The sequence below is a fragment of the Geobacter sp. SVR genome (genome assembly GCF_016865365.1).
Lineage (GTDB): Bacteria > Desulfobacterota > Desulfuromonadia > Geobacterales > Pseudopelobacteraceae > Pelotalea.
Genome location: NZ_AP024469.1, coordinates 2,895,909 through 2,908,797, shown reverse-complemented (window position 1 = coordinate 2,908,797; position 12,889 = coordinate 2,895,909). Strand labels below are relative to the sequence as shown.

The window sequence follows — 12,889 nt, the reverse complement described above, 5'->3', positions numbered from 1 at the left end:
GGTCGCCGCTGCGTCAGGATTTCATGACCAGCAGCAGGATCTGGACCAGCAGTATCTTCAGCAGCATGCTGAGCGTATATGCCTCGGCATAGCCTGCCTCGACCCGTTCGTTGCCGCAGTGTTCAACGGCAAAGCCGAGCACCGCCGTCTGCGTCTGAATTCCCGCCAGAATGCCGCCGATGAACGGCCAGGATGTGCCGGCTATTGCCAGGCCCATGGCGACCGTTGCCAGGCAGGCCACCGTCGTGATGCCGGCGCCCACGAGCAGGGTGGAGAGGTCGACGGGTGCCGTGTGCAACTGGCTGCCCGCCTTGATGCCGGAGCATGCCAGAAAGAGGACCAGGCCCAACTGGCGCAATGAAATCGAGGTGCCGTACGGCATGTGCCAGGTCAGCGGACCGGTCCGGCCCAGTGCCCCCAGGATCAGCCCCACTATCAGGCAACCTGCCACCGGACCGATCTCGAACATCCCCAACCCCATCGGAAGGCTGATGTCCACGGTTCCCAGGCCGATGCCCATGGCAAGGCCGAGGCCGAAGGTCAGGATGTTGAATTCGCTCGCCTCCTGATAGGAGTCCCCGACATATTCCGTGATCTCCGAAAGCCTCTCGCGCGGCGCCACCACCCGCAGGCGGTCCCCCGGCAGGATGGTGGTTCTCGCCGTCGGAATGAAATCGCGGTCGCCGCGTCTGATTCTCGTTACGATGCCTTCAAAGTTGCGGAATATCCCGATCTCATCCAGGGTTTTGCCGCATACGGCCGGGCTGGAGGCGAAAATGCGCCGGTAATCGAGCTGGCTCCTGTCGCTCCGGAGGTCGCCGCGATGCTCCGAGCCGAGCGCTTCGACGGCCCGGCGCACGTCATCCGCCAATCCGACCACGGTTACGATGTCTCCGTTTTTGATGACCGAATAGCCTGACAGGGCGAAATGTTCTCCTTCCCGAACGCAGCGGCCGAAGCGCACCGTCAGCGAGTGACGTTCCAGCAGGCCGTCGATTGCCTCGCCCGGCTCCCGGACAGTGCCCACCGCGATGGCTGCGCTTGCCAGTTTGTCTCCTGAAAGGGGCGTTTCGTGTCTGAATGGCCATGCCAGCATCAGGATCGGGATCAGGACCCCCAGCGGATAGGTGGTGGCATACGCCAAGGTCGCTTCGGCTCCCCGTTTTCCGAGGACGGTGGTAGCGGCGGCCAGGGAGGGGGTGTTGGTCAGAGCCCCGGCAAAGATGCCCGATGCGGTGCTGGAAGGCATATCGAGCATACGCGAGGCCAGCAGGAGAACAGCGAAGGCGATCCCCACGGCAACCGGCGGTATCAGCAGGAAACGCCAGCCGCCATGGGACCAGATGTCGAACAGTAAATCGCTGGAAGAGAGGCCGATGGCATACACGAAAAGGGCTAGGCCAAAGGTGGCCAGCACATCCGGCGGGCTGACCCCCGGCGCGACGTAGCCCCACAGGATGCCGGCAAAGAGCACTCCGGCAACCCCCAGCGATATCTTTCTGATCGAGACGCTGCCGAGCAGGGCACCGCAGCCGATGGCCAGGCAGACGAGCAGCAACGGGCTTTTGAGCATGAATTCTCCCGTCGGGGCGGACTGGAAAACGCTTGTTTCCCATCCGGAGTTTCCGGACGGAACTACCTAGATATTGTTCCAGATATACGGGATGGGTCAAATGGGGAAGAAGACGATGGGGGTATTCGGTGGAACGGGGGGAGAGCGGGGTGCCGGCAATGCGGCCTGCCGCGGTTCCCGGCCAGGGGGAGCCGCAGCAGGATTCAGGAGGGGATCAGGTAGCGCACATCCGGGCTTCTGAGAATGATTTCCACGCGGCCGGAAGTGGGTCTTGACGCCAGAAGCTGGTCGCGTTCCTGGTTCGATACGCCTTTCAAGGTAACGATGAGGTCTTCGAATTTATCAAAAAGCTCGTAGTTGAAAAATCCTGACTTGGCTTCTTCTCGCATTATCCTGAGCGCCTCGCCGGACGTGGAGGCTTTGCGGAACGGCCGATCCGTGGTCAGGGCGCTGTAAACGTCGCAGATGGCAGAAAGCTGGGCGCTGCGGGGAATGACGCTTCCCTTTATTCCGGTGGGGTAGCCGTTGCCGTCATGGCGTTCGTGGTGATGGCGGACGATGGTGAGGGCCACGTCGCTGAAGAGACCGGTCTGCTTCAGGTACTCGTAGCCTTTCTGCGCGTGCTCCTTTACCTTGTAGTACTCGACTTCGGACAGGGCATCGGGCTTTTCGAGGATCTGATCGGATATGAAAATCATGCCGAAGTCGTGCAGAAGCGAGCCGATTCCCACGTCGGTCATTTCGTCGGGACTTATCTGGAACAGTTTTTCGTGGACAAGCAGGTTCAGGGCAGCCACCTGCACGCTGTGGGCGAAGATGTAAAAGTTGTGGGCAGCGATGGACTGCAGCGGCTCCAGCGCATGGGGCTCGTTAGCCACATATTCGATCATGTGGCGGATCAGTTTGCGGCAGCGCTCGAGATTGGCGGCCATTTCCGGGGATTCGAAGAGATTGATGACATGGTTGACGGAGGTCTGGTAGAGAATCCTGCCCTTGGCAGCGCCGCTCACATTCGTGCTGGCGAGTATGTCGGCCAGGTTTTTCTCCATGTAGCTGTTGATCTCCTCCATGTCGCTGCTCCTGACATAGAGAAATTCAGTGAAGGTGGTCTCCAGGCGACGCAGGTCGTCTTGGGTGAAACCCCTTTCCTTGTCCTTGTAGAGCACATAGTTGCCTCCCCGCTTGAGGTACACAGCCACGTCGGGAAAACAGACCGGATCCACACAGTCAACGCTGATCGGCCGCCAGAAACAGTCGCTCATCTCTTATCCTTGATCGAGTGATGGTGCCTGTGCCGCTATCGCGGCGCACCGGTAAAAACGCGGAACCCTCCCGCAGGGAGGGGGCGGAAAAAAAGGAGGCAATTATAACACAAAGTTACGGCTTGTCATCTCTTTTATTGGGATTTTTTGAAGTTTGTCCGGAGCGAAGTTCAAATGTATGGTTTTCGGAAGGGCGGGGCTATGGCCGGATCCGGAAGCTGAAACGCTGTGTCGACGCAGCCTGGCCGGAAGGGGAGAAGACACGTTCCAGGAACTGCGCGTGACCGTCCCGGTCGACCAGCAGGAGCGTCGTGCAGCGGGTTCCGTAGTCTGTGCCGTTGATGAAGAGGGGGGACAGCAGGCGCTCCCGCTCCAGTCCGATGCCGGTATCGGGTAACTGCGCATCGGCAAAGGGGGTGGGATCCGAGAGCATCGAAAACATCTCCTCCGGATCCACCGTGTCCCGCTGCAGCAAGTGCTCCAGGCGTTCCCTGGCTGCGGCCACCTTGGGCCAGCGGGTATCGAGCAGGTGATTGGAGAGGGCGTGTATGCCCGGCCGGACGGGACCGGACGAGCCGCCGCGGTTGGTGAAGTAATGCAGCTCATCGCAGGTGCCGTACAGCAGGTTGAAGCCGTCGTAGCGGTCGCCGTCCCGGCTGAGGGTCGTGGTCAGGTCCCGGGGCGTCATTGCACGGTCCAGCAGGTAATCCGCCACCAGTCCCCCCCGGGAGCGGGGATGGGTGATCTGCTGGCGGGGATCGCGGTAGTTGGTGACAGCCGCCAGTTTTCCGCCGGTCGTCATTCCCAGCCACGTACCGCCGGCCTGCAGGTCGCGGCCTGCCAGCAGGTGCGGAGCATCGCTCCAGAACGAGGCGGCTTCGGCCGGCCGGTTCCGGTATTCGTCCCGATTGGCGCCCAGGATCAGGCGGTAGGCGGAATGGCAGTCATTGGCAAAGACTATCAGACACATCGTAATTCCGTGGGGCCCTGTCGGCTCATGCTTCCGGCTTTCCCTTGTCGCTGTTGCCTCTCCTGAGCTCCGCCCGTGCCTTTTCGGCAAGTTTCTCGTACTTCAGGCGTATGCGGTCCAGTTCCTCTTCTTCCAGTTCCTCCAGATCGAGCAGCGCATTATGGGTGTCGCTGTTGGCGCGGATCAGTTCGTCCAGCTTGACCTGGATGGCTTCGGAATCTCGGTTTTGGGTGTTCTGGATCAGGAATACCATCAGAAAGGTGACGATGGTGGTGCCGGTGTTGATCACCAGTTGCCAGGTATCGCTGAATCCGAACAAGGGTCCGGTGATCGCCCATCCCGCGATCAGTGCCACAGCCAGGTTGAACGAGATCGGCCTGCCGGCCATCCTGGCGGTCCATTTCGCAAATCTGGTAAACAGGGAATTCGATTTGGTCGGCCTCATGTCAGTGTCGTCTCCGTTTTCGGGCGCTTTCCAATCCGGGGCCTGTGCCGGGAAAGATGCCCGACACCGTCAATCATAGCTCTTGCAGCGGAGATGTTCAAGCTTCCACCCGGAAGGAGCGTCGCACTGCCTCATGGAGCCGGAGCCCGCATTTGTTCCGGATCATAGCCAGTGCCGGGGATACTGCCGGTGATGGACGATATTATTGGTCAGAAGCGCGGTTGCCAGGAGAATCAGCACTCCTGCCAGGACCGGGATGAGAATGAAAAAGAGACCGGCGTGCCCCTGTACCCCGATCAGGGCGGTTGCCCCGCCGGGGGGATGGACGGTGCGGGTCAGGTACATCAGGAAGATGGAAAGGCCGACTGCCAGGGAAATGGCCAGCATCCCGGTGGCGCCCAGCGCGACAACGGCCACGGCCACCAGGGCGGAAACCAGATGTCCCCCCAGCAGGTTGCGCGGTTGCGCCAGCGGCGATTCCGCCGCGCCGAACAGAAGCACGGCCGATGCCCCGAAGGAACCGATCAGGAGCGGATGGCCGGCCATGTGCGTTACGGTTAGAATGGCCAGGATCGATGCCGTTCCGCTGATCAAACCCCACAGGGCGTATTTGAGCGACAGGGGAGCATGGTGTCCCCTGAGCCGTCCCCTCATCTTTCCCGGTAAACGTCTAACCCTTCTGCGCACTCGATTTTCCTCCTGCATACACGTGTTAATTCAATGAACAAGCCACGTTCACCTGCACCTGATGTCAGTGGCTCAGGTACGGGACCATGGGGATTAGCCGCCGGTAGTCGTCATAGCTCAGCACGCTCTCCCAATGCCCGGAGAGCATTGCGCAGCCGATGCCGGCTGCAAACAGGGCCACCACCAGACAGGGAAAGAGCCAGGCCGGGGCCGAGGGCCGCCGGAAAGGCAGATCCATCCGCAGGACGCCGCTTTCAGGACAGTTGGACACGCAGGTGAGACAACCGGTGCACTCTGGGGAACGGATGGTTGTGCGGGAGTGGACCGGAAGGCTTGCCGGGCAGGCGACGGAACAGCGGCGGCAGCCGGTACAACCGGCAGTGTCGCGCCGGATCGTGAAGGGGCTCAGCACGCTCACGATCCCCAGCAGGGCGCCGTAGGGGCAGAGATAGCGGCACCAGGCATTCCTGTAGAGCAGGGAAAAGCAGCCCAGCAGGGTGAGCACGGCCACGCTGGTGGGCGAGGGGTGGCTGAAGAAACGCAGCATCTTGACGTCGCTGACCGCCCAGTAAGGAGCTGCCAGGAACTCCGCCAAAGCGGGCGGCGCCATATCGATCAGGATGATCTTCACGAAAAAGATCAGCATCAGATACTTGAGCCCCCGCAAGGGGATATCGAGCCACTTCCACACGCGAAAGTTACGGCCGCAGAGCCGTATGCCCAGTTTCCAGGCGCCCTCGGAAAGCGTGCCCACCGGGCAGAGCCAGGAGCAGAACGACTTCTTGGTCAGCAGGCTCATGACCACAATCGTCAGGAAAATCATCAGCGCGGCCGGGTGGACCGGGTTGATCTCTCCGGAAACCAGCCAGTGCTTCAGGCTGGCCAGGGCACCGATGGGAAGAAACCCTTCCACCCCCGGCGACCGGGCAACAAACGGGGCAGCACCGCTGCTTTCGAAGTGGCGGACAAACCTGCCGAAACGGACGCCGATGACGATCACCCCGGCCAGAAAACCCCATTGAACGATCAGGCGCGCAACGACAAACTGGTTGGAACGACTCGCTCTCTTCATAACGTTGATCCTGAATTGAATAGTAAACCGCGAAATGCAATGGAACGCGGATGACCTGTATTGACATCGATTGATTCGTATTGACACATATTGATGCATATTTTGAAATCTGATCCGCGCTAATCCGTTCGATCAGATTTGATCCGCGTTCCATTGCATTTGAGGTGTGGGAGAATGAATTCTGCCCGGCTACTTGCCGGCTAGCGGGTCCTTGATCTCATGCTCCGGTTTGAACATGAGCTTCTTGACACCGCGGTTGTTGAGATACTTGGCAAGCTCGAGATCCACCTTCATCGGCACCGTCACTCCTGCCGCTGCCAAAGCCTGACGCAGGTAAGCCTCGGCCTTGCCGGCATGGCTGGCGGCATCCCCGAGCACCCGCAGGGCCTCGGTGAGATTGTGGAAGCCGGTGGAGTTTTCGGCGCCGATGAACACCACCCGGTAGAAGGCCTCCTCGTAGTGGTCCTTGGCTTGGTCATAGAGTGTTCTGTCGATGACCTTGCCGGCCGCCTGTTCCTTGTGGGTCAGCTCAAACAGCTTTGCCACGGTGGCGGTGGCGTAACCGGCCCGGATAAAGGTCGACGTGGTCCTGTCCTGGATTGCATAGACCTGGTTGCGCAGCCATTCGGGCGTTTCGGCATGGCACTGCTGGCATGCCTTGAGGTCGTTCTTCAGGGGGCTCATGATGCGGTGGTCCGAAGCCTTTTTGCTGCCCACCTTGGTGTAGGGCATGTGGCAGTCGGAGCAGGCAACGCCCGCCTGCCAGTGGACACTATTGTTGGAGAACAGTTCGAATTCCGGGTGCCGGATGAAGGCCATCTTGAATCCGGTCACACTCTGGGTCCACTCCTTGCTCTGCGGCGTGCTGCGCAGTTTTTTGATGATGTTCTCGATGGTGATTTTGCCCCACTGGCTCCCTTCCCAAGGGAAGAAGACATCGGTGGACTTCATCCCGGCATCCTTGGGAATGCTGTACGTGACGTGGCACTGGGCGCAGACCAGGGAACGCATATCCTGCTGGGTAAGCTTGGTCTCATCCATGCCCAGTTTTTCCAGCCCCTTGCCCAAGGTGAAACCGCGGGAGATTTTGAGCGCCATGTCGCGGTTGCTGTGGCAGTCGATGCAGGCCACCCCCAGGGTCTGGTGTTCCTTGGGGATCATGTCGAGGACCTCCTTGTACGGCTTGGAGAAGTATTCCTGGCCCATCTTGCCCTGGAGGATCGGGGCATAGGGAGTTTTGCAGGTAAGGCAGGAGCCTCCTGCCTTGACCCGCCCCGGATCGACTTCGAGCTGGTCCTTTATCATGAACTGGTGCCCCCGCGGCTCCCGGTATTCCACGCCGAAACCCCAGCCATTGTACAAGAGCGCCAGAAACGGGTACTCATCCAGCTTGTCCGGCTGTTCCTTCCCCTCGTCATAGCCCCGCTTATACCTGCTCTTGCCGGCCGGCGTCGGTTCGCCGGTTTTCCGCCAGAGCTCATACTCCACCGGAAAGGCCTTGCCCCATGCCTTGGGATCGATCTCACCATCGGCAATCTGCGTCGTTTCGACCTGCTCCACCTTCTTCGGCGCGCAGCCGGCCGCTCCGGCCACGGCCAGCAAGGCCGCCAACGTCCAGCGATAGTACCTGTTCATCCTCATGATTCTTTCCCTTTCCTTGTTTTCGGTTATCGGATGGAAATCCGTTCCTGCATATCTGAATCGGCGACATTCTTTAGAGAGGATCTGAGAGAGCCGTGGCCGCACTGTGTAGCACAGCAGGGCCGACGCTTCGTTTCAACGGGTAGCGATGCTGCCGGTCAGGCGGTGCCGCAGTTGCCGGTGGCAGCCCCAACATTGCCGGGTCGTATCCATCTGCGCCACGGTTGCCCCATGGCAGCGGATGCAATTGGCCTGCAGGACCCGCTTCCCGTGCTGCGACAGTTCGATCCGCTCGGGAATCAGGCCGGTGTGGAACGAAACCACATCCTTCATGCCGTCGATTCCCTTCCAGACGTAGTGTTCGAGCGGATTGCCGTTGGGAAGATGGCAATCGACGCACGTGAGCCGGCGATGGGCTCCGGCGTGGCTCCAGGCGGTGTACTGCTCGCCCATGACGTGGCAGCCGCCGCAGAATTCGGGTGCCTCGGATTTGGCCAGAAGCCGGGGAGGGCCGAAGGCCATGAAAAGGGTGATGGCGCCGGTCAGCAGGACCAGTGCCAGGATGATCGCCATCGGCCGTCTTTTCGACAAGAGTTGCATGCTGTCTCCCTGATGCTGGTGGTACGTTTCGCCACTGCCTATCGCAGAATGCGTACCAACAGCCTCGCGGAGATAAGCTGCTGTTTTTGCGGAATGATGAGGGCAGGGAGGAAGCCCGGCGGGAGGCTGCGGTAACGGGGTGTTACTCTCCGGTGACGTTACGCGGGAGCTGTCATCGCTTCGCGCTGTTTGATCTTTTTCCAGAGCGTTTTGCGGGAGATGCCGAGCAGCCGGGCCGCCTCGCTCTTGCACTGTCCGGCTGCTGCCAGGGCTTCGTCGATCAGACCGGCTTCGAAGTCGGTAAGGGTGGTGGCCAGTTCCGCCTGCCGGGACATGCGGCTGGGATGCGGCAGGGGCACACGGGGGGAAGGGGAGGGGGCAACAAACTGAGGGGGAAGATCGGTCAGCTCCAGCCGATTTCCGGCGCAGAGCGCTACGGCCCGCTCGATGGCGTTTTTCAGCTCGCGCACGTTGCCGGGATAATGGTAGGCCACCAGGGCCCGTTTTGCGGCCGGGGTCAGCGTCAGGGGCGGTTTCTCCATCTGCGCGGCAAAGGTGGCCATGAAGAGCTCGGTCAGGGGCAGGATGTCCTCGCGCCGCTCCCTGAGCGGGGGGAGCTGGAGCGGAATCACATTGAGGCGGTAAAACAGGTCCTCGCGGAAGCGCCCCTGGGCCACTTCGTGACGCAGATCGCGGTTGGTGGCTGCGACCACGCGCACATCCACCCGTATCTCACGGTTGCCGCCGACCCGCTCGATGGTTCGCTCCTGCAGCACACGCAGGAGTTTGGCCTGGGCAGCCAGGGGCATTTCGCCGATCTCGTCGAGGAAGATCGTTCCGTGCTGGGCCTGTTCGAATTTCCCTTTCCGTTCCCGCACCGCTCCGGTGAAGGCCCCTTTTTCGTAGCCGAACAGTTCCGATTCCAGGAGACTTTCCGGAAGCGCCGCGCAGTTGAGCTTGACCAGCGGGCAGCCGCTGCGCCGGCTCTGCTGGTGGAGGGCCCGGGCTACCAGCTCCTTGCCGGTGCCGCTTTCGCCGCTGATCAGGATGGTCGAATCGAGAGGGGCGGTGGCGCGGATGATCTGGAAGACAGGCTGCATGGCCTGGCTGTAGCCGATCATGCCTCCGTAGCCCTGCTCGCTCATCAACTGGTCGCGCAGCACGGAGTTCTCCTCCTTCAACTGCTCCTTCTCGGTGATGTCGCGGCTGACCATCACGGTGCCAATGAAACTGCCATGATCGTTCCGGATCGGGTAGTAGTTGTTTTCGAAGATTCTGCCCCTGGCCTTCAGGGGGCGGGTGTGGGAGGGGATGAGGCCGTTGCGCAGGCTGGCCAGGATACCTCTGATCCGTTCCCGGGCCGGCGGAGAGTGGATAGCCAGAAGATCGCGGCCGAGAAAATTTGCGGCCTTGACCCCCCGGATCTGCTCGGCAGCGGCGTTGACGCAGACGATCCGGTCGTTGTGGTCGGCAAAGATGATCCCCTCGCCCATACTGGTAAGGATCGCCCGGTAAACGGCCCCCTCGTTATGGTAATCGTGCGGCTCCATGATCGTTTCTCCTCGTGTGTAACCTCGGGGTAACAACGATCATAGCCGGTATTCAGATGTGGTTTTTTGACGGAAATCAAGGATGGGAGGTTCTGCGGAGCGCTTGTTCGTGATTGCCGTGAAGTACTGCAGCAGGAGCAATGGGAGAATGTGTGAAGGAAGTGGTAATCGGAAGCGGTGCGGTACGTCCGGTAGATGGGGATATGCAGGCATCAATCGGCTGCATGGGATGGGGGCCGGCGTGGTGTAAAAGACTGCTACGACATGCCCGGGGATGGTGCGGTCGTATCCGTGCGGTCGGCGGTATCCAGGGACTTCCGTTTTTTGATGGTCTGCATCTCCGCTGCGAAACACTCGGGGCAGATGCCGTGGCTGAAATGGGCTTCGGTATGCTGCGATATGTACTGTTCCAGCTGATGCCAGCTTTCCTTGTCATCGCGAATTTTCTTGCAGTGCATGCAGATCGGGATGATGCCCTGGAGGTTCTTCACCTCCGACAGTGCCGTTTCCAGCTGCACGACTTTGACGGCAAGTTCCTGTTGCGCCGTCTTGAGAAGAACGACCGCCTTTTTGATAATCAGGTACGAAAGGCCGAAGACCAGTAGAAGAATAACCGTAAGGCTCAGGACCGATGTCAGCACGATGCGGCTGATCTGCTCGTAGGAGGAAACGACATCCGTGTAGGTTTCAAATGCGCCGATGACCCTGTTGCCGACCTTTATGGGGACGTATGTCTCCACCACCTCGACATTGAACCTGGCCTCATCCGAGAGGTCCAGCATCTTCTCCTTTTTCACGAGCTTGGAATGTACTTCCCCCCGTAAGGCCCTGTTCAGAAGCTTGTTCCCGGAATCGCCCCTGCCGATGATTTTGGCATCGGTGCTGTAGATGATCGTATTCTGGGAGTCGTATATCTTTATTTTGAGGATCTCGAAATTGCTCAGAAACCTGCGGTAGTGGCGATCGACCCGTCTGAAAGCGTCGGGAGCGAGCCGGAGCTTCGCCTCCCCCTCTGTTCCCGGCGTTATCAGTTCGTTTTTCTGGTCCTCGAACAGGGCGTTGCACACCTTCACCGAGGCCTCTTTGGCATCGCGGATTATTTCGTCCGAAATGGTCCGGTGAATGGTGAGGCCGTAGAGGGTCAGGATAATGGCGATCGAGGCGCCTGCCGTCCATGTGATGAGCAGGAGCAGGGAGGAGGGGTTGGTCTTGTAATCGGGCAGGAGTTTCCTGGTACGGGACAACATGCTTACCACATACCATGATGAAAAGAACGGCGTCAACCGGAGTTGCAACCGCTTGAGGCAAAAAAGCCTTGGTTTTTCCGGCTGATCGTTCTTGTATTATTGATTTGTAATTGACTTGTCCTATTAATTTCTGCGTATCTCGCTGAAAATATTTGGCGGGAATGGCTTATCGGTCCAGAAGTCCAGAAAACATGAGAGCGTATGTTCGCTAATAGCAATATCGTATGTTTCCCGATCGATTCCCGACTCAACCTCTGCCGTCGGTCGTATGGCACCGGACCCATCAGACATCGGTCAAGGGAAACCTTCAATACCGCTGCCGGACGAAGCTGATGTGATCGCGCAGGACGTAAAACTGGTCGGCGTACGACAGGGGCACTTTCATCCGATTTACCTGCGTTTCGATCTCGTCCAGCCGCTTGAGTGTTTCTTCGCGCTCTTCAGTCGTCTGGCGGGAAAGCAGAGCCCGCTCCAGGGAAATCAAGATCCCATACCAGCGGTAGATGCGCGATTTTATGCGCCAGTCATACAGCGCCGGCACCAGTTTCAGGCCCGGTATGAGCAGCACCAGGACAGGGACGAACACCACCAGAAAACGGTCGACCAGCGTCGCCAGCCAGAAGGGCATATACCGGTAGAGCAGCTTCTTTCCGGAGGTATAGTAGCGCTTCGCGTCGTCACTGAGACGGAATTCGTGCTCCACCGGTGCAGGGAACTCCCCTGCGCGCTGCAGGAGGGTGGCGCGGCCATGGACTTCCCGGGCCGCCTCGATCAGAAGATCGGAGAGGGCGGGGTGGAGGCTGTTGCGTGCCACCAGTTCAACGGTCGGCGCCAGGAGATGGATGTCCGAGGCAGGTTCGTTCTTGCCGAAATCGAAAGCCCCCATGGGGATGACAAGCTGGTTCAGGTAGGGATAGCGCCGCGAATAAGCCTCGGCCTGGCTGAAGTTGAACAGGTGTATCCCCGGTGTCCACAGCAGGCTCCGCATGTCGGCCGGCGTGGCCGAGTCCCCCATCAGAAAGGCCGCGTCAACTTTCTCATCGACAAGTGCCCAGGTAGCGGCTTCACCCGACAGATCCAGCAGTGTCGCATCTCCCGGCTTGATGCCGTTCGCCTTGAGCAGCGTCATGGCAACGGCGCGGGTGCCGCTCCCCTCCGGACCTATTGCCAGGCGTTTGCCGGCCAGCTGCGAAATCAGGCTGATCGGCTTGCCGGAACGGTAGAAAAGGGCCAGCGGCTCGTGAAACACGCTCCCGAGGGAGAACAGAGTGCCTGCCGGCTTGTCCCCGACCATGCCCCCCTGGACGAAGCCGATATCGACGCCGGATGAAGGGGCCAGAAGCCGGTTGAGGTTTTCCAGTGAGCCGTTGGAAGGCAGGATCTTCAGGGTTACGCCGTTGCGGGCCAGGATTTTCCTGTATTTTTCGGCATTGAGCTGAAACACGCTTCCTGCCGGTCCGGAGGTGATGGTGAGTGTGGTCGGCGGGGCCGGACGCATGAACCGGTAAGCCGCACCTATGCCGAGGATGGTTATGAACAGGATAGGGAGGACGGTGAAAACCAGATCGCGGAACGAGATCCGGGCGAAGCGCGTCAGCGGTCTGTTAAGGGACGGCATCTTGATGCTCTGCTTCATGGCGCTGTATGTTCTCCTCGTGCAACTGTTCGCGGGTGCGACTGCCCCTTCATTCTCTGCAAATGGTTCCTTTTGTCAACACATTCCCGCGCCTGTCGCCCTGTCGCTACTGCAGCCCCGGACCTACGCGGTCCCTGAAGGGCACGTACGCTCTGGCGGACCTGGCCATATTCTGATATCCTGCCCCTCCCAGGTGTTTCAGCGCC

At 60.0% G+C, this 12,889-nt stretch carries 11 protein-coding genes; all 11 read right to left on the bottom strand.

The window, feature by feature from the left end; genetic code table 11:
* Positions 1-13: 13 nt before the first annotated feature.
* The 11 genes from GSVR_RS13635 to GSVR_RS13585 all read right to left on the bottom strand — a co-directional run bounded on the left by GSVR_RS13635 (position 14) and on the right by GSVR_RS13585 (position 12,683).
* Positions 14-1,573 (bottom strand): aspartate:alanine exchanger family transporter, encoded by a 1,560-nt coding sequence (locus tag GSVR_RS13635; RefSeq protein ID WP_173202389.1) that lies wholly within the window; start codon positions 1,571-1,573, stop codon positions 14-16.
* 203 nt (positions 1,574-1,776) lie between these two features.
* Positions 1,777-2,835 (bottom strand): HD-GYP domain-containing protein, encoded by a 1,059-nt coding sequence (locus tag GSVR_RS13630; protein ID WP_173202388.1) that lies wholly within the window; start codon positions 2,833-2,835, stop codon positions 1,777-1,779.
* 199 nt (positions 2,836-3,034) lie between these two features.
* Entirely contained in the window at positions 3,035-3,805 is a 771-nt protein-coding gene (locus GSVR_RS13625) for an NRDE family protein (protein ID WP_173202387.1), read from the bottom strand.
* A gap of 25 nt (positions 3,806-3,830) precedes the next feature.
* On the bottom strand, positions 3,831-4,250 hold the full coding sequence (locus tag GSVR_RS13620) for a low affinity iron permease family protein (protein ID WP_173202386.1): 420 nt from the start codon (positions 4,248-4,250) through the stop codon (positions 3,831-3,833).
* Between the two features lie 162 nt (positions 4,251-4,412).
* Complete coding sequence (locus GSVR_RS13615; RefSeq protein WP_173202385.1) at positions 4,413-4,955, bottom strand: HPP family protein; 543 nt, start codon at positions 4,953-4,955, stop codon at positions 4,413-4,415.
* Positions 4,956-5,001: 46 nt separating this feature from the next.
* On the bottom strand, positions 5,002-6,009 hold the full coding sequence (locus tag GSVR_RS13610) for a 4Fe-4S binding protein (RefSeq protein WP_173202384.1): 1,008 nt from the start codon (positions 6,007-6,009) through the stop codon (positions 5,002-5,004).
* Between the two features lie 189 nt (positions 6,010-6,198).
* Positions 6,199-7,650: an ammonia-forming cytochrome c nitrite reductase subunit c552 gene (locus GSVR_RS13605; RefSeq protein ID WP_173202383.1), complete on the bottom strand. Its 1,452-nt coding sequence runs from the start codon at positions 7,648-7,650 to the stop codon at positions 6,199-6,201.
* A gap of 135 nt (positions 7,651-7,785) precedes the next feature.
* Positions 7,786-8,250 carry a cytochrome c nitrite reductase small subunit gene (gene nrfH, locus GSVR_RS13600; RefSeq protein ID WP_173202382.1) on the bottom strand — a complete coding sequence of 155 codons (465 nt, stop codon included), beginning with the start codon at positions 8,248-8,250 and terminating at the stop codon, positions 7,786-7,788.
* 158 nt (positions 8,251-8,408) lie between these two features.
* On the bottom strand, positions 8,409-9,800 hold the full coding sequence (locus GSVR_RS13595; protein WP_173202381.1) for a sigma-54-dependent Fis family transcriptional regulator: 1,392 nt from the start codon (positions 9,798-9,800) through the stop codon (positions 8,409-8,411).
* A 257-nt stretch (positions 9,801-10,057) separates the two neighbouring features.
* Positions 10,058-11,047: a hypothetical protein gene (locus GSVR_RS13590; protein ID WP_173202380.1), complete on the bottom strand. Its 990-nt coding sequence runs from the start codon at positions 11,045-11,047 to the stop codon at positions 10,058-10,060.
* A gap of 307 nt (positions 11,048-11,354) precedes the next feature.
* Positions 11,355-12,683 (bottom strand): TAXI family TRAP transporter solute-binding subunit, encoded by a 1,329-nt coding sequence (locus GSVR_RS13585; RefSeq protein ID WP_173202379.1) that lies wholly within the window; start codon positions 12,681-12,683, stop codon positions 11,355-11,357.
* Between the last annotated feature and the right edge of the window lie 206 nt (positions 12,684-12,889).